Raw genomic sequence first — 16,343 nt, 5'->3', positions numbered from 1 at the left:
GCCGCCGCGGAGCGGTGAACCGGGACCTGCGTCTTCCTCCGAACACCGCCGCCACCCGTATTCGCACGCTGCTAAGTGTTTAGCCCCGAACCGGCGCTCCGCACCGTCCAGGAAACAGGTTCGTTTGTTCGGCTCGTCAACGACCGCCCGTCAACGACCGCCCGTCAACGGCAGGCGGTCTATGCCACCACCAGCGGCTCCAGTGCCGTGCGGATTGGCATCGGGATCGGCGTCGGCCGGTTGTCGGCGCGGGTGACGTAGACGTGAACGAAGTGGCCGTGGGCGGCGAGGGCGTCGTCGCCGGCCGTGAAAATCCCCACCTCATAGCGCACGCTGGAATTGCCGAGCTTGCCAACGCGCAGGCCGGCCTCGATCACGGCGGGGAAGCCGATCGGGCGGTGATAGCGGCACTGGCTCTCGATCACGAGGCCCACCACGGGCGAGACCGCCGTATCCAGCCCGCCATGGCGGATGATGAAGTCGGTCACCACCGTGTCCATATAGCCGTAATAGACCATGTTGTTGACATGGCCGTAGCGGTCCATGTCGTTCCACCGGGTCTGAATGGGCAGGAAATGCCGGTAGTCGGCGCGGGTCGGCAGGGGTTCGGCCATGGCGCAAGCGTCTTTCGCTGCTTCGTTCGCGGGAAGGCGCCCAAAAAAATGGGCCGCACGAGGCGGCCCAAGGTAACAGGGAGGCGTCAAAGAAGCACCAGATGAAACCCTTCATCTGACGGTGTTAACTATGCGCCGAAATGGTTAACCGGCGCCTAACGGCGTGTGCGGTTTCCGGGTTTTGTGCCACGCCGCGGGATGAAGCCGCGTTGGCAGCGGCGCCCCGGTTTGCTAGAGCCAACCCATCCGCGCACCCGAGGCAGGCGCCCATGCTCTTTTCCCTGACATTTCCGGCCATCGACCCGGTCGCGGTCGACCTGGGATTTTTCCAGATCCGGTGGTACGCGCTGGCCTATATTGTCGGCCTGCTGCTGGCCTGGCGCTATCTGCTGCATCTGGGCCGGCTGCCGCCGCGCACGCTGGAGCGGGCCCATGCGGACGACCTGCTGGTGTGGATGGCGTTCGGGGTGATCCTGGGCGGGCGGCTCGGCTATGTGCTGTTCTACAAGCCGTCCTATTATCTGGATCACCCGCTGGAGATCGCCCAGCTTTGGCATGGCGGCATGTCGTTTCACGGCGGGCTGTTGGGGGTGGTGGTCGCCGGCCTCTGGTTCTGCCGTCAGCGCGGGCTCAGCCCCTGGCGTGTCGGCGACCTGATTTCCTGCTGCGGCCCGATCGGCCTGTTGCTGGGACGCCTCGCCAATTTCGTGAACGGGGAGTTGTACGGCCGGGTGACGGACGCCAGCGTCGGCATGGTGTTCCCGAACGGCGGCCCGTTGCCGCGCCATCCGAGCCAGTTGTACGAAGCGGCCATGGAAGGGTTGCTGCTGTTCCTGATCCTGGCGGTGCTGGTGCATCGCGAGCGCATTCGCCGCCATTCGGGCCTGCTGATCGGCGTGTTCCTGGCGGGCTATGGTCTGGCCCGTAGCGTCGGCGAGATGTTCCGTGAGCCGGACGCCTATCTGGGCTTTGTCTTCGGCCATGTCACCATGGGGCAGATCCTGTCGCTGCCGATGATCCTGGTGGGGCTCGGGATCATCGTCTACGCCGCCCGCCGGGCGCCGGTGAGCGGTTCATGACCGCGAACCCGGTCGAGGCGCTGGCCCGTCGCGTGATCGAAGCGCAGGGGCCGATCTCGCTGGCGGCCTTGATGCGCCTCGCCAATGCCGGCCTGCCGGAGAGCTATTACCAGTCGCAGCAGCCCTTTGGCAGCGGCGGCGATTTCGTCACCGCCCCGGAAATCAGCCAGATGTTCGGCGAGCTGCTGGCGCTCGCCATTGCCGACCAGTGGCAGCGCATGGGGGCGCCGCTGCCGGTCGACGTGGTCGAACTCGGTCCCGGCCGCGGCGTGCTCATGGCGGATGCGCTCCGCACCTGGCAGCGCGCCGCGCCCGGCTTCTATGCCGGCCTCCGGGTGACGATGATCGAGGCGAGCCCGGCGCTTTCGCAGGCCCAGGCGGAGCGGCTCAAGGGCCACGGTCATCGCGTCGCCTGGCAGCCGGACCTGCCGGCGCGCGCAGCCCCCCTGTTCCTGCTCGCCAACGAGTTCTTCGACGCGCTGCCGATCCAGCAATTCCTGCGGGTCGAGGACGGCTGGCGCGAACGCCTGATCGCCTGGGACGACGCACGCGGCTTCCACGACGCGCTCGGCCCCCTGGTTGCCGCCGAAGGCCTGCCGGAGGGCGAGGTCTGGGAACACTCGCCGGACTCGCTGGACTGGGCCGCGCGCATCGGCGAGCGGCTGGCGCTTCAAGGGGGGCTCGCGCTGATCGTCGACTACGACAACCGTCCCGGCCAGACCAGCCTGCGCGGGATCTCCCGTCACCGCCGCGCCGCACCGCTGGAGGGCCTGGGGCAGGTGGACCTGTCCGCCGGCGTCGACTTTGCGGCCCTCGCCGCGGCCGCCGTGGCGGCCGGCGCGAAAGCGCACGGGCCGGTCGGGCAGGGGGCGTATCTGCGCGCGCTCGGCATCGAGGCGCGGCACGCCGGGCTCGTCGCCCGTGCCACCCCGGCCCAGAAGCGCGAGCTGGACACGGCGCTCTACCGCCTGACCGACGCGGCCGCCATGGGCGAGAGTTTTCGCGTGCTGGCGCTCACTGGGCCGGACGACCCGGTGCCGGCCGGTTTCGAAGCCTGACCGAGAAGGATGGCGCCCATGTACCTGACCGCCCTGCCCTTGGCCGCTGTTCCCGGCCTCCGCCATGCCTTCTTCACCCGGGGCGAGGGCGCGAGCGATGGCATTTATCGCGGCCTCAATTGCGGCTTCGGCTCGGCCGACGATGCCGAGACCGTCCGGGCCAACCGCGCCCGCGCCATGGCGGCGCTCGGATTCGCCGCGGAGACGCTGGCGACGCCGCACCAGGTCCACAGCGCCCGCGCCCTGATCGCGCGCGGCCCCGACGATATCGCGGGCCGCAAGGTCGACGCCGTCGTCACCGACCGGCCGGGCCTGCCGGTCGGCGTGCTGACCGCCGATTGCGCCCCGGTCCTGTTGTGCGATCCCGCGGCGCGGGTGGTGGCCGCCGCTCATGCCGGCTGGCGCGGCGCCCGCTTCGGCGTGGTGGAGGCGGCCCTGGCAGCCATGGAGACGCTCGGCGCTCGTCGCCATCGCGTCGCCGCCGCCATCGGCCCGACCATCGGCGCAGCCAGTTACGAGGTCGGCCCGGAATTCCCGGCGCATTTCCTGGGCGAGCGGGCCGACACGGCCCGGTTTTTCTGTCGCCCGGAGGGGGCTGCGCGCGCCCATTTCGACCTGCCAGGCTATCTGGCGGCGAAACTGCGGCGGCTGGGTCTGGTGCGGGTGCACGATCTCGCCGCCGACACGGTCGCCGACCCGGAACGGTTTTTCAGCTATCGCCGCAGCGTGCTGAATGGCGAGCCCGACTATGGCCGCCTGCTCAGCGTCATCGCCCTGGAAGGGTGAGCCGACGGGTACGGGGCGAATCGGAAGGGGCAGGAGCGAACTGCAAGGGTAAGGAACGGTGTTCCCCGGAGGTGGCGGAGCCGCCATCCGGGGCCGGTGCCCTCCTTCGAACACCGCCCGCGCGGAGTTCGCACCCGCCGGCCGATCCCGGCCCACCGCTCCGCAGCGGCCGGGACACACGGGGCTTTAGGGGATTGTTCCCCGGAGGTGGCGGAGCCGCCGTCCGGCGCCGGTGCCCTCCATCGAACACCGCCCGTGCCGGTATTCGCACCCGCCAGCCGATCCCGGCCCTCCGCTCCGCAGCGTCCGGGAATCACGGGGCTTTAGGGGATTGATCCCCGGAGGTGGCGGAGCCGCCGTCCGGGGCCGGTGCCCTCCTTCGAACACCGCCCGCACCGGTGTTCGCACCCCCGGCCGATCCCGGCCCCCGGCTCCGCAGCGGCCGGGACACCCCGCACGGGGGGAGACGCCTCAGGTTTCCCGGCCGCGCCGGCGAATCGCATCGCCCAGGCCCAGCCGGTCCGCGTCCGCCAGCAGGCGCCGGCGCCAGGCTTCCGCCTCGGCCCGCAAGTCTTCGCCCTCGACTTCCAGCCTGCGCCATTCCGCGGCCAATCGGGCCAGGGCCGCGGCAGTGTCTTGATCCCGGTCGCACATCGCACTACAAGTGATCAATTCTCCCGAAATCGCAAGCGCAATGGAAGGAGCTGGGATCCGATGGCGATTCCCGCGACCATGACTGCTATCGAAATTCCGACCCCCGGCGGGCCGGATCATCTGGTGCCGGCCACCCGTCCCGTGCCCGAACCGGCCGCGGGCGAGGTGTTGGTGCGCGTCGCCGGCGCTGGCATCAACCGCGCCGATACGCTGCAACGCGAGGGCAAGTATCCGATGCCGCCCGGCGCCACCGACATTCCCGGCCTGGAATGTTCCGGCGTGGTCGTCGCCACCGGCGCCGGCTGCACCCGCTGGCGGGTGGGGGATCGGGTGTGCGCGTTGCTCGCCGGCGGTGGCTATGCCGAGTATGTCGCCGTGCCGGAGCCGCAATGCATGCCCGTTCCGGCCGGTGTCGACCTGGTCGAGGCCGGCGGCCTGCCGGAAACCTTCTGCACCGTCTGGACCAACGTGTTCGAGCGCGCGCGCCTGAAGCCGGGCGAGGTGTTCCTGATCCAGGGCGGCACCAGCGGCATCGGCTTTACGTCGATCCAGCTGGCGAAGGCGTTCGGCTCGCCGGTGCTGGCGACCGCGGGGTCCGAGGAAAAGTGCGAGGCCTGCCGCGGCTTCGGCGCCGACCGCGCCATCAACTACAAGACCGAGGATTTTGTCGCCGTCGGCAAGGACTTCACCGATGGCCGCGGCGTCGACGTGATCCTGGACATGGTCGGCGGCTCCTACATCCAGCGGGAACTGGAAGTGCTGGCGCGCGAGGGCCGGCTGTGCTTCGTCGCGTTGATGGAGGGCACCCGGCCCGGCCAGGTGGATTTCGGCCTGGTGCACCGCAAGCATCTGACCGTCACCGGCTCCACGCTGCGGTCGCGCGCCGTCGCGGAGAAGGGGGCGATCTGCCGGGCGGTGGAAGAAAAATGCTGGCCGCTGTTCGCCACCGGCGCCTGCTGGCCCGTCACCCACACGCGCTTCCCCCTTGCCGAAGCGGCCAAGGGGCACGAATTGATGGAATCGAGCCAGCACATCGGCAAGATCCTGCTGACCACCGGCTTCGCCGGCTGATCCGACCGCCCGTTGCGAGGACGAGACATGAACCAACCGTTGATGCCGAAAGCCACCTGCGTGTGGTTGATCGACAACACTGGCCTGACCTTCGAACAGATCGGTGCCTTCTGCCACATGCATGCGCTGGAGGTGCAGGCGGTGGCCGATGGCGAGGTCGCCGTCGGCATTATCGGCCGCGACCCGATCGCCGCCGGCGAACTGACCCAGCAAGAGATCACCCGCTGCGAGTCCGATCCGTCCGGCCGGCTCAAAATGGCGAAATCCGTGGTTCCGCGCGCCGCCGAGCGCACCAAGGGGCCGCGCTACACCGCCATGGCAAAGCGCCAGGACAAGCCGGACGGCATTGCCTGGCTGGTGCGCAACCACCCGGAGCTTTCGGATGCCCAGGTCGGCAAGCTGCTGGGCACCACCAAGAACACGATTGCGGCCGTGCGCGACCGCACCCACTGGAACAGCTCCAACATCAAGCCGCGCCATCCGGTCGACCTGGGTCTTTGCACCTATCTGGAGCTGAACGCGGCGGTCGAATCCGCCCGCGCCAAGCTGACGCCGGAAGAGCGCGAGGCCATCGAGCAGCGCGAGCAGGAGCCGCTCGAAGAGGAAAAGCCGGCGGCCAACACCACCCCCAGCATTGCCGAGCTCTTCGGCCGCATGGGGGGAGGCGATACCGCGGACTGACCGCCGCGAGCGCGCGTCAGACCGGCACCGTTCCCTTGACCACCGTGCGGTGCAACACCCGCGGGTGGGTGGCCATATCGTAGTTGCGGTCGGCCCGGTGCAGCAGCACCCGGTTGTCCCACAGCACCAGGTCGCCCTTCCGCCAGCGATGGCGGTAGACGAAACGCTCTGCGGTGGCCCGTTCCAACAGGTCGGCCAGCAGGGCGCGGCCTTGCTCGCGGTCCATGCCCTCCACATGGCTGATATGCATGCCCAGATAGAGGGATTTGCGTCCGCCGGGATGGGTGCGCACCAGCGGATGGCTGACCGGCGGTCGTTCGCGTTTCTGCTCTTCCGTGGCCGGCCTGTTGCCGGTGTTGCGCCGGCTGGCCTCCCAGGAATGCTCGGTGCGCAGGCCCGCCAGCGACTGCTTCTCCGCGTCCGACAGCGCCTCGTAAGCCAGTACCATGTTGGCGAACAGCGTATCGCCGCCGTCAGGCGGCACCGTGATGGCGTGCAACATGGTCAAGAGCGACGGCACGGCGTGATAGGATTTGTCCGTGTGCCAGAAATAGTTGCCATGGGTGGCGGGCGCCGGCGTGGGGCGGCCGGTTTTTTCGTCCAGATTGGTGACGGTGTGGACCAGCGGGTATTTCTCGCCGGTCTCCAGCCGTCCCACATGCTCTTCGATCTCGCCGAAATTGAGGGTGAACGCGTATTGCTGGTCCTTGGTCAGGTTCTGGTCGCGGAAGACCAGGATGTGATACGTGTCCATCGCCGAGAGAATGGCGTCGGCGGTCTCGCGCGACAGCGGCGTGGCGAGGTCGATGCCGGTGATTTCGGCACCGCCGACCGCGGAAATGGGCGTCAGCGCAAAGGGCCAGGAGCGGGCGACCGGGGAGCCGGTGGCGGTTTGCAGGGACATGGGGCGAACCTCGCTGCTTATGCTGCTTTGGTTGCAAGTCTACCCTGCGGAGGTTGGTAACGAAAGCGGGATTGCGGCGGCTTTCCGTTCGACCGATCGCGCACAACCGGCCCAAACGGCCAAATCCCGCGGCTTTGGACCGCGGGATTGCCAAAAACGCCAGGAATACGCTCTGATTAACGGCGACGGCGACGGCGACGGCGACGGCCGATGGCGCCAAGGGTCAACAGACCCCCGCCGATCACTGCCAGCATTGCCGGTTCGGGTGCGGTCGTCGGCGTCGGATCGCTGCCGGGAACGACGATGGAATAGTTGTAGTTGACCTGAGGGGTGGCCGTGGTCGACGAGCCGACGATGGTGAAGGCCCCCTGAACCGGCGAGATATAGGTCGAGGGCGCCACCAGATCGATGCTGAAGTTGGCGATCAGCACCTGTGTTCCGGGGAAGGATTGGACGGAAATCGAATTCGTATTGGTGATGACGAAGTCGATCGTGCCGCTCTGTCCATAGGGTGTGGGGCCGGAACTCCGCTGGAAATCGATCGAAAACGAAAGGCCGTTGTTGCCGCTTCCCTCGGTCAGCGCCAGGGTCGGCGGAGTGGTCAGCGTCGCCGGCATCGTGTTGAGGAATTCATAGGTTCGCGAGGCGACGCCGATCGTGTTGAACGTCAGCGAACTCGACCCCTCGACGATGACATTGCTCGAGATAGCCTCGCCTCCGCCCTGCAAGGCGGCCTCCTCGCCATTCGGTGCGTACGCAAACAGTGCGTATGCGGGGTTTGCGAGGGTTGCCGCCGCAAGCGTTCCGGCTACGACTGCGAAATGGAACACTTTAAGCATGATCTTTCGACTCCTGGCCTTTGTCTGGTGTCATCATGGGGCAATCTTGCGATTGGGTGAGGAATGCGACCGAATGCCAATTCCGGGCAAGTCGGTATGTCGCGGAAACGTGCGCAATGTTTCGGTAACGTGAGGAAAGTTTAACCGGCCAGATCATGCTGTGTTGCCACTGTGTGTCAAAACCGGATGAGGACTTGTGGTGAATGCTCATATGAGCCCGGGCGTCCAGGGGAGCGGCGGTCACGTGACCGCCGTCCCTCGTACGCCCCGGTCTCGGTTGTGCCTCAGTCGCGGCGGCGCGCCACCGCAAGGCCGATCAGGCCGACGCCCGCAACGGCCAGAAGGGCCGGCTCGGAGACGACGCTGGGGGCCGGCGGGACCGACAGGGTGAACGAGCCCAGGCCGGAACCGGATGCCGAGTTGATCGTTGCGGAGAACGACCAGGACCCCGGCTCGCCGCCGTCATAGAAGGTGCCACCGTCGCCGGCGCTCAGCAGGCCCTGCGCCGCGATCACCTGCGTTGCGCCGGGTAGGCCCAAAGTGGCCAGGGTGGTATTCGCCAGCGTGAAGGTCAAAGTGCCGGTTTCCGCCCCCAAACCGTTGCCTTGGGCCGGATCGGTAACCATGCTGCGATCGTAATCCGACGAGATCGTCTGACCGGCGTTCGCAGCGCCCGTGGAAACGGTGATCCCGAAACCGGCGCTCAGGATGCTGGTGATCCCGTTCACACCTTCGAACTCTTCCGCTCCCAAGGAATTGGCACTGGACACGGTGATGGCAAACGTGTCTCCAACCGACGGGTTTGCCGGGCCGGCGACGGAGACGTTGAAGCTGAATACGGCAAAATCGCCGATGTCGGCATAAGGGGCCGCGACGGCCGGCGCTGCAAGAAGTGCGGCGGCGGTGGCAGCAGCTAGGGCGATACGCATGACGTTCTCTCCTGCTGTGTGGATAACGAAGACCGCTGCGCCAATCGCAACGGGAGTCCTAAGACAGACGGGTAGTGTCATGCATTGGATATGCCAAACGAGCCTCCAGTCTGTGACCGTTGGCAGGAAATTCATTATCTTACGGAAATTGCTTTGAAAATTGAGGGCATTTGACCGGCCCGGTACCGTCTGGCTTCGAAGCCCATGGCAACACCGCTGTAAGGATTCCTAACAGAATGCCTGTGCCCGTGCGGCTGGGTAGCCGGTGATGTCGGAGGTACGGAGATGGGGTTTCGCTGTTTTCCGCGTTAAGCCGTGACCGTCGGGTTATGGTTGTAAAATATGGTTTACAGCAGTGTCGGTTTTTACAACCGCCAGCGCTTCGGCGCGCACCGGGGCGTCAGTGTCAGGGAAAATTGTCTTAAATTTCATAGCGCCGGGCGGCAATTGCGGTACCGGTGTGTTTGGCATCGCATTTGCATAAGCGGGATTGGAGTATGTTATGGCGGCTTTGGGCCGGAACGATTAGGGCGCCCTGGAACCCGGTGGGCCAATTGAAGGAGAGACGGAAATGCGGATAATTCTCGCTACGGTTGCGGCCCTGGGGTTGGGGGTGTCCACGGCGATGGCCGGTCCCTTGGCGCCTGGCACGGCGGATGACGGTCTGGAACTCGGCGGTATGTTCGACAATCCGGGCCTGTTGGCGCTTGGTGATACCATTCAGCTCCACAATCTGTTTCCCAATCTCGATGAGCCCCGCTTCCTTTCGGATGGCGTTCTCGCCAGCGCCGGGGCGTACGAGTTGGGCGGCGTGGCGCTGGCGCCCCTGGCCGGTTTCAGCCTGACCATCGCTGTCGGAGCGGCGAACAACGGCGTGACCCTGGCGCTGTCTTACGACCGCTCGCGGGTGGCGAATTTCGGCTTTCATGCAGGGGCGGACGATCAGACCGGCGTGCTGAACGCCACGATCACGTCGACCATGGCGGCGTCGGTGGTGCCGATGACCACCGGACCCTCCACCCAGACGGTGCTGTTCATGGGAGGCGAGTTGCTGTTTGGCGACGGTCTCGGCGTCTACGACGATGACATTGCTGGCTCTTGGAACCTCGTCAGCGTGTTTACCAATTCCGATGACCCCGTTTCGTTCTCCTTCTCGCTGTCCACGGCGGACTTTCAGACTCCCACCGCCACGCCCGAGCCGGCCATTGTGGCAATCATCGGCGCGGGCCTTGTAGGCCTGGGGCTGGCGACGCGCCGGCGCGCCTGAACCGTCCGATCTCTTGTTGCCATGACGGCGGTATCCGGTTGTTCGGATGCCGCCGTCTCTTTTTTGGTGGCTGCCGATCCATGGGCGGCGTAGGCTTCCGGCTTTCTAGGACGAAAGTAGGAAGGACAGGGCGCATGCCGCGGTTCGATGGCAAGGTGGCGATGGTTACGGGGGCGGCCTCCGGCATTGGTCGTGCCACTGCGGCCATGTTGGCCGCGGAGGGCGCCTGGGTGGCGCTGGCCGATATCAACACCGCCGACGGGGAGGCCGCGGCCGCGGAATTGGGCGCGGCCGGGTATTTCGTGCCGCTGGATGTGACCCGCGAAGACTCCTGGCAGGCCGCGTTGGCGGCGGTCGAGGAGCGGTTCGGCGGGCTGCATGTGCTGGTCAACGCCGCCGGCATTTCCCCCGGCGATACCGTCGAAAACGCCAGCCTGGAGCATTGGCACACGGTGCATGCCATCTGCCTGGACGGGGTGTTTCTGGGCTGCAAGCATGCCGTGCCGCTGATCGACCGGTCCGGCGGCGGCGCCATCGTCAACATTTCCAGCGTCGCCGGCCTGATCGGCGTGCCGCGGCTGGCGTCTTATTCGTCGGCCAAGGCCGGGGTGCGCAATCTCACCAAGTCGGTGGCGTTGCACTGCGAGCAGAAGGGCTATGCCATCCGCTGCAACTCCATCCATCCCGGCCCCATCGACACGCCGATCCTGAAGCAGACCCATGGCGGCCGGATCGAGCCCCGGCATATGGAGGCGCGCAAGCGCTCCATCCCGATGGGGCGGATCGGCCGGCCGGAAGAAGTCGCGAAGCCGATCCTCTTCCTGGCCTCCGACGATGCCAGCTTCATCACCGGCACCGAACTGGTGGTGGACGGCGGCTATATGGCCCGCTAGACGACGAGGCAGGGGCTGCCGGCAAGGCGCCTCGCCCGTTTTGTCCTCGGAACCCCGTTTGTCCTCGGAACCCCGTTTTGTCCTCGGAACAAGGAAATTCCATGCCCAATCCTTCGGGACGCATGCACGGCAAGATCGCGCTCGTGACCGGCGGCGCGTCCGGCCTCGGCAAGGCCACGGCGGAGCTGTTCGTGGCGGAGGGCGGCCGCGTCATGATCGCCGATATCGACGCCGCGCGGGGCGAGGCCGCCGCCGCGTCGCTCGGCGAGGCGGGCGGCTTCGTTCGCCTCGACGTGACCGACGAGGCGGCCTGGACCGCAGCCTACGCCGCGGTGAAGCAGCGCTTCGGCGGCGTGCATGTGTTGGTCCAGAGCGCCGGCATCGCCATCACCGCCGCGGTGACGGAAACCAGCCTGGAAGACTGGCGCCGCGTGCACGCCATCGACCTGGACGGGGTGTTCCTCGGCTGTAAGCATGGCGTGCCGGCCATTGCCGCCTCGGTCGCGGACCCCGCCAGCGGTTCGGCCACCGGTGCCATTGTCAACATTTCGTCCATCGCCGGCGTGATCGCCGGGCACAATATGGCGGCCTACAACTCGGCCAAGGCCGGCGTTCGGCATTTGTCGAAGTCGGTGGCGCTGCATTGCGCGCGCCAGGGCCTGCCGATCCGCTGCAACTCCGTCCATCCGGCCTTCGTCGATACGCCGATCCTCGACGATGTGGCCCGGAACATGGACCGCGAGCAGGCCCTGGGGAAGCTGGGCCGCCAGGTGCCCATGGGCCGGATCGGTCAGCCACGGGAGGTCGCCTACGGCATTCTGTATCTGGCCTCGGATGAGTCGAGCTTCACCACCGGCTCGGAATTGCTGATCGACGGTGGCATCGCCGCCATGTGAGGCGCCTGAGACGCCTTGACGCGATTGCAACTCATTCGCAATTGCAATAGCGTCCCGAGCATCGTTCCAAAGGAGGAGGTGCGTATGAGACGCCTGACCGCACTTGCGGGAGTTGCGACCGGCTTGTTGGCCGGCCTGGCCATGGGAATGGCCGCGGAATCGGCCGTTGCCGGCGAAGTGAATGTCTACAGCTATCGCCAGCCCTTTCTGGTCGAGCCGCTGTTCGACGAGTTCACCAAGGAAACCGGCCACAAGGTCAACGTGGTGTTCGCCCAGACCGGCCTGATCGAACGGGCCCGGCAGGAAGGCCGGCTCAGCCCGATGGACGTGCTGCTGACCGTCGATGTGGGTCGCCTGACCCAGGCCAAGGAGGCCGGTATCACCGCGCCGGTCGATGACCCGGTCATCAACGCCGCGATCCCGGCGCAGTATCGCGAGCCGGAAGGGCACTGGATCGGCCTGACCAGCCGCATTCGCGTGATTTACGCCGCCAAGGGCCGGGTGAAGGACGCGAAGGCGCTCACCTACGAGTCCCTGGCCGACCCGCGCTTCAAGGGGCGGATCTGCACCCGGTCCGGCAAGCATGTCTATCAGATCGGTCTGGTCGCTTCGATGATCGCCCATCACGGCGCGGAATGGACCGAGACCTGGCTGCAAGGCGTGAAGGCCAATCTGGCCCACAAGCCTTCGGGCAATGACCGCTCGCAGGTCAAGGCGATCTGGCAGGGCGAATGCGACCTGTCGCTGGGCAATCACTATTATTATCTGAAAATGATGGCCGATCCGGAACAGCGGCCCTGGGCCGAGTCGGTGGACGTGATATTCCCGAACCAGGCCGACCGTGGCGCTCACGCCAATATCAGCGGCATGGTGCTGGGCGCCCACGCGCCCGATCCCGAGGCCGCAAAGGCCCTGATGCGCTTCCTGGTCAGCAAGACGGCGCAGGAGATCTATGCCGACGTGAACGGCGAGTATCCGCTGCGCGCCGACGCGGAATGGTCGCCCCAGCTCCAGGCGCTGGGCCATTTCAAGATCGACCCGCTGCCGCTTCAGGACATTTCCGACAAGCGGGCCGAGGCGCTGCTGATGACCGACCGCGTCCGCTACGACCACTGACCCGGAGCAGCGTCGGTACCCCGGACGGTGCGAAGCGCCGATCCGGGGCCGGCCGCTTTCGCGAACACCGGCGCTGGCGGTGTTCGCATGAAGACAGAGATCCTGGCTCGCCTCCGGCGTGGCCGGGATCTTTGTCTTCGTCTCCGCAGCATCCCTGTGCGCCTCAGGCGGCCAGTTCGCGGGCGATGGCCTTGTGCACCATGTCGATGCGGTCGCTGCCCCAGAACAGTTCGCCATTGACCACGAAGGTCGGCACGCCGAACACGCCGGCCTCCTCGGCGTCGGTCAGGCCCTGGCGGTAACGCTGCTCCCCTTCGCCGTCGAGAAAGGCGGCAAATCCCCCGGCATCGGCTGCGCCGCACGCGGCCAGCACGGCGGCAATCGCCGCCGGATCCTCGATATCCAACTCGCGCTTGAAGAACCGCTCGAACACCTGATCGTGGTAGGCATCGAACACGCCCTGGTCCTGGGCGTAGAGTGCGCCGATATGCGCTACCCGGCTGTTGAAGATTTTCTGGGGGCCGCGCACGATCAATCCGCGCTCGTTGGCGATGCGTCGCGCGTCCATATAGGAATAGCGCACGCGGCGCCACTGGTGGGCGTTGCGGGTTTCGAGCGCGCCGAGAAACTCCGGAATTTCCAGCGTATAGGGACGCCATTCGAGAGGCAGGCCGAAATGGGCGGCCAGACCGCGCGCGTCTTCCACTGCCAGATAGGCGTAAGGGCTCTTGTAATCGAAGTAGACGATCAAACGTTCTAAGGGCATGACAGTTCCTAGACCTAGGTCGCTGTGACATTTCGCATATGCACAAAAACATTGTGCAATGCAAAATAAGGCGCGTCGGAGCCAGCGCGGGCGCCAATCGCTCCCGCGACATTGCCGCGTGAGGCGCGGCGTTACAACGGAGGATACACCAATGGATCACGTTGCAATCGTCACCGGCGGTACCCGCGGCATCGGCCGCGCGATCTGCGAGGAATTGCATGCGGCCGGCGCCAAGGTTGCCGCGAACTATGGCGGCAATGACGAGGCCGCCGCCCGCTTCACGGCGGAAACCGGGATCAAGGCCTACAAGTTCGACGTGTCCGACTACGACGCCTGCCGCGAGGGTGTGGCCCGGATCGCGGCCGACCTCGGGTCGGTCGACATTCTCGTCAACAATGCCGGCATCACCCGCGACGCCACGATCATGAAGATGAGCCGCGCGGACTGGGATGCGGTCATCGACACCAATCTGGGCTCGTGCTTCAACATGGTGCATGCGGTCTGGGACGGCATGTGCGCGCGCAATTTCGGTCGCATCGTCAATATCGGCTCGATCAACGGCCAGGGCGGCCAGTACGGCCAGGTCAATTACGCAGCGGCGAAATCCGGCATTCACGGCTTCACCAAGGCGCTGGCCCAGGAAGGCGCCCGCTACCATATCACCGTGAACGCGCTGGCACCCGGCTATGTCGACACCGACATGGTGGCCGCGGTGCCGGAGCGCGTGCTGGAGAAGATCATCCAGAACATCCCGATGCGTCGCCTCGGCAAGGCGCACGACATCGCCCGCGGCGTCGTGTTCCTGTGCGGCGAGGATGCGGACTTCATCACCGGTTCGACCATGTCGATCAACGGCGGTCAGCACATGTACTGAGCCGCAGCCGGCGCGCGGGAGAAAGCCCGGCAGCGCCGGCCGGGCTGGCCCGAGCCGGCCCTTGCAATTCGCCCCGCCGGCGGGTAGTGCCGGGGGACTTGGCTTCCCCGGAGGAAAGGAAACCGGCGCAGCATGGCGGGCGACCCGGCAGGCAGCAGTCTTTTCAGTGGCGCGTCCTGGTTGATTCAGAGCGGCGGTGCGGTGGTGGCCGTACTGCTGCTCATGTCCGTCGTGGCCCTGGCGATCGTGCTGGCGAAGCTGTTGCAATTCCGCGCCGCCGGCCTCTGGCGGCGTGCGGCGGCGGCGGAAGCGCTGGCGCTGACACGCGCGGGGCGTCGCCAGGAGGCTCTTGCCTCTGCCGCATCCTCGCCGCATCCGGCCGCCCAGGCCCTGGCCCGTGTCCTGACCGGACAGGCCCTCGGGCTCGATGCCGATGCGATCCGGGCGGAGGTCGGCCGCTATGGCAACAAGGCGCTGGAAGACCTGCGCTCCTGGCTGCGGCCGCTGGAGGTGATTGCCAGTCTCGCGCCCTTGCTGGGGCTGTTCGGCACCGTGCTCGGCATGATTTCGGCGTTTCAGGCGCTGGAGGCGGCGGGCAGTCAGGTCAACCCGGCCATTCTTTCGGGCGGCATCTGGGAGGCATTGCTGACCACGGCGGTCGGCCTCGCGGTCGCCATTCCCGCCGTCGCGGCGCTCAATGGGTTCGAACGCCTGATTGAGCGGACGGCGCATGCCATGGAAGACGCGGTGGCCGGCGCCTTCACCCAGGACCTGGAGCCGCCCATGGCCGCAGCCGAGGGGAGGGGAGCCCATGGCCGCATCGTCGCTGCCGTTGTTCCGGACCGCCCCTGAGCCCCGTCGCCGTGCCCTGATCGGCCTCACGCCGCTGATCGACATGGTTTTCATCCTGTTGATTTTTTTCATGCTCGCTTCGTCCTTCCAGGACTGGCGCGTCATCCCCGTTTCGGCCGCCGGTCCGGTCGGGGGCGGGGCCGGCCCGAAAGGGGCGTTGCTGGTGCAGGTGCGGCCGGACGGGCTGCGCCTCGGCGGCCATCCGCTTGGCCCGGAAGCCCTGGCGGCGCGGGTGCAAGCGCAGATGGCCGCGGCGCCCGACCGGCGCGTGCTGGTGGAGCCGGCTCCGGGCGTGCCGCTGCAAGCGGCGGTCGCGGTGCTTGACCGTCTCGCGGCCGCAGGCGCCCGCAATCTCTCCCTGACGGGCGGAGCCGGCAATCTCTCTCCGGCGGGCGGAGCCGGCAACCTCTCCCCGATGGGCGGAGCCCGCAATCTCTCTCCGGCGGGCGGAGCCCGCAATCTCTCCCCGGCGGGCGGAGCCCCGCGCCGATGACCGCCCCGCTGTTCCGCCCGAAGCGGCGCCGCGGCGGCCTCGCCGACGATCGAATCCTGCCGCTGATCAACGTGGTGTTTCTGCTGCTGATCTTCTTCATGCTGGCCGGGCGACTGGCGGCCAGCGATCCGTTCCCGGTCGCGCCGCCGGCCTCGTCCAGCGAGGCTGCGGACGATGGCGGCGAGACCGTCATTCATCTGGCCGCCGACGGCGCTCTGGCCTTGAATGGACGGCCCGTCGCGCTGGAGGATTTGCAGGCGCTCGTGCCAAGCGCGGCACCGCTTCGCCTGAAGGCCGATGCCGGGGTCGAAGCCCTGCGGGTTGTCGGGGTGCTGGCGCAACTCCGGGCCGCCGGAGTCCGGCAGGTGAGCCTCGTCACCCGGGCGGGCGCCGGGGCGCTTCGCTGATGCCCATTTCCGCCTCGCACTGGCTCCTGGCCGGCGCCCTGGCCCTGGCCGTGCACCTGGCCATCGCCATGGTTCTGTTGACTCCGCTGGCGGGGGGCGGCGGGCCGGCGGGGGGCGGTGGAACCGCGGGCGTGCGCCTCATCCTGGGCGACGGGTCGAGCGCC

At 67.2% G+C, this 16,343-nt stretch carries 19 protein-coding genes; 13 read left to right on the top strand and 6 right to left on the bottom strand.

Annotated features, from left to right (window positions below; all coding sequences use genetic code 11):
• Positions 1–179: 179 nt before the first annotated feature.
• On the bottom strand, positions 180–614 hold the full coding sequence (locus H6844_13455; GenBank protein MCB9930405.1) for an acyl-CoA thioesterase: 435 nt from the start codon (positions 612–614) through the stop codon (positions 180–182).
• A gap of 269 nt (positions 615–883) precedes the next feature.
• Here H6844_13455 and H6844_13450 point away from each other — a divergent pair, with 269 nt between their 5' ends.
• From H6844_13450 to H6844_13440, 3 genes are read left to right on the top strand one after another with little or no spacing between them, the layout of a single operon-like run.
• Positions 884–1,693 (top strand): prolipoprotein diacylglyceryl transferase, encoded by an 810-nt coding sequence (locus H6844_13450; GenBank protein MCB9930404.1) that lies wholly within the window; start codon positions 884–886, stop codon positions 1,691–1,693.
• The gene (locus H6844_13445; protein MCB9930403.1) at positions 1,690–2,751 is read left to right on the top strand and encodes an SAM-dependent methyltransferase; all 1,062 of its coding nucleotides are present in this window, start codon (positions 1,690–1,692) and stop codon (positions 2,749–2,751) included. The genes H6844_13450 and H6844_13445 overlap by 4 nt, the downstream gene beginning before the upstream one ends.
• An 18-nt stretch (positions 2,752–2,769) precedes the next feature.
• Positions 2,770–3,537 carry a laccase domain-containing protein gene (locus H6844_13440; protein ID MCB9930402.1) on the top strand — a complete coding sequence of 256 codons (768 nt, stop codon included), beginning with the start codon at positions 2,770–2,772 and terminating at the stop codon, positions 3,535–3,537.
• A gap of 471 nt (positions 3,538–4,008) precedes the next feature.
• Here H6844_13440 and H6844_13435 read toward each other — a convergent pair whose 3' ends face one another.
• Positions 4,009–4,149: a hypothetical protein gene (locus tag H6844_13435; GenBank protein MCB9930401.1), complete on the bottom strand. Its 141-nt coding sequence runs from the start codon at positions 4,147–4,149 to the stop codon at positions 4,009–4,011.
• A gap of 102 nt (positions 4,150–4,251) precedes the next feature.
• Here H6844_13435 and H6844_13430 point away from each other — a divergent pair, with 102 nt between their 5' ends.
• Together H6844_13430 and H6844_13425 are read left to right on the top strand one after the other, a co-directional pair.
• Complete coding sequence (locus H6844_13430) at positions 4,252–5,262, top strand: NAD(P)H-quinone oxidoreductase (protein MCB9930400.1); 1,011 nt, start codon at positions 4,252–4,254, stop codon at positions 5,260–5,262.
• A 27-nt stretch (positions 5,263–5,289) separates the two neighbouring features.
• Positions 5,290–5,943 (top strand): DUF1013 domain-containing protein, encoded by a 654-nt coding sequence (locus tag H6844_13425; protein MCB9930399.1) that lies wholly within the window; start codon positions 5,290–5,292, stop codon positions 5,941–5,943.
• Positions 5,944–5,959: 16 nt separating this feature from the next.
• On the opposite strand, the gene H6844_13420 is transcribed toward H6844_13425, so the two are convergent.
• The 3 genes from H6844_13420 to H6844_13410 form a co-directional block, all read right to left on the bottom strand.
• Entirely contained in the window at positions 5,960–6,847 is an 888-nt protein-coding gene (locus H6844_13420; protein ID MCB9930398.1) for a TauD/TfdA family dioxygenase, read from the bottom strand.
• 176 nt (positions 6,848–7,023) lie between these two features.
• Positions 7,024–7,686, bottom strand: coding sequence for a PEP-CTERM sorting domain-containing protein (locus H6844_13415; GenBank protein ID MCB9930397.1), 663 nt, complete (start codon positions 7,684–7,686; stop codon positions 7,024–7,026).
• A gap of 284 nt (positions 7,687–7,970) precedes the next feature.
• The gene (locus tag H6844_13410) at positions 7,971–8,615 is read right to left on the bottom strand and encodes a hypothetical protein (GenBank protein ID MCB9930396.1); all 645 of its coding nucleotides are present in this window, start codon (positions 8,613–8,615) and stop codon (positions 7,971–7,973) included.
• A 571-nt stretch (positions 8,616–9,186) separates the two neighbouring features.
• Here H6844_13410 and H6844_13405 point away from each other — a divergent pair.
• The 4 genes from H6844_13405 (at position 9,187) to H6844_13390 (ending at position 12,787) form a co-directional block, all read left to right on the top strand.
• Positions 9,187–9,882, top strand: a complete 696-nt coding sequence (locus tag H6844_13405) for a hypothetical protein (GenBank protein ID MCB9930395.1) — start codon at positions 9,187–9,189, stop codon at positions 9,880–9,882.
• Positions 9,883–10,016: 134 nt separating this feature from the next.
• Positions 10,017–10,775 (top strand): SDR family oxidoreductase, encoded by a 759-nt coding sequence (locus H6844_13400; protein MCB9930394.1) that lies wholly within the window; start codon positions 10,017–10,019, stop codon positions 10,773–10,775.
• A gap of 101 nt (positions 10,776–10,876) precedes the next feature.
• Positions 10,877–11,671: an SDR family oxidoreductase gene (locus H6844_13395; GenBank protein ID MCB9930393.1), complete on the top strand. Its 795-nt coding sequence runs from the start codon at positions 10,877–10,879 to the stop codon at positions 11,669–11,671.
• A gap of 84 nt (positions 11,672–11,755) precedes the next feature.
• Complete coding sequence (locus tag H6844_13390; GenBank protein MCB9930392.1) at positions 11,756–12,787, top strand: extracellular solute-binding protein; 1,032 nt, start codon at positions 11,756–11,758, stop codon at positions 12,785–12,787.
• A 163-nt stretch (positions 12,788–12,950) separates the two neighbouring features.
• Here H6844_13390 and H6844_13385 read toward each other — a convergent pair whose 3' ends face one another.
• Entirely contained in the window at positions 12,951–13,553 is a 603-nt protein-coding gene (locus tag H6844_13385; GenBank protein MCB9930391.1) for a DsbA family protein, read from the bottom strand.
• Positions 13,554–13,704: 151 nt separating this feature from the next.
• On the opposite strand from H6844_13385, the gene phbB reads away from it, so the two are divergent.
• From phbB to H6844_13365, 4 genes are all read left to right on the top strand, one after another.
• Positions 13,705–14,427, top strand: a complete 723-nt coding sequence (gene phbB / locus H6844_13380; protein ID MCB9930390.1) for an acetoacetyl-CoA reductase — start codon at positions 13,705–13,707, stop codon at positions 14,425–14,427.
• A 132-nt stretch (positions 14,428–14,559) separates the two neighbouring features.
• On the top strand, positions 14,560–15,279 hold the full coding sequence (locus H6844_13375; protein ID MCB9930389.1) for a MotA/TolQ/ExbB proton channel family protein: 720 nt from the start codon (positions 14,560–14,562) through the stop codon (positions 15,277–15,279).
• Positions 15,239–15,772 (top strand): biopolymer transporter ExbD, encoded by a 534-nt coding sequence (locus tag H6844_13370; GenBank protein ID MCB9930388.1) that lies wholly within the window; start codon positions 15,239–15,241, stop codon positions 15,770–15,772. Before H6844_13375 ends, H6844_13370 begins: the two co-directional genes overlap by 41 nt.
• On the top strand, positions 15,769–16,179 hold the full coding sequence (locus tag H6844_13365; GenBank protein MCB9930387.1) for a biopolymer transporter ExbD: 411 nt from the start codon (positions 15,769–15,771) through the stop codon (positions 16,177–16,179). Before H6844_13370 ends, H6844_13365 begins: the two co-directional genes overlap by 4 nt.
• Positions 16,180–16,343 lie beyond the last annotated feature (164 nt).

This window comes from Alphaproteobacteria bacterium (assembly GCA_020638555.1).
Taxonomy (GTDB): Bacteria; Pseudomonadota; Alphaproteobacteria; order Bin95; family Bin95; genus JACKII01.
The sequence above is the reverse complement of the archived record's forward strand: the minus strand, read 5'-3'. Positions and strand labels throughout refer to the sequence as shown.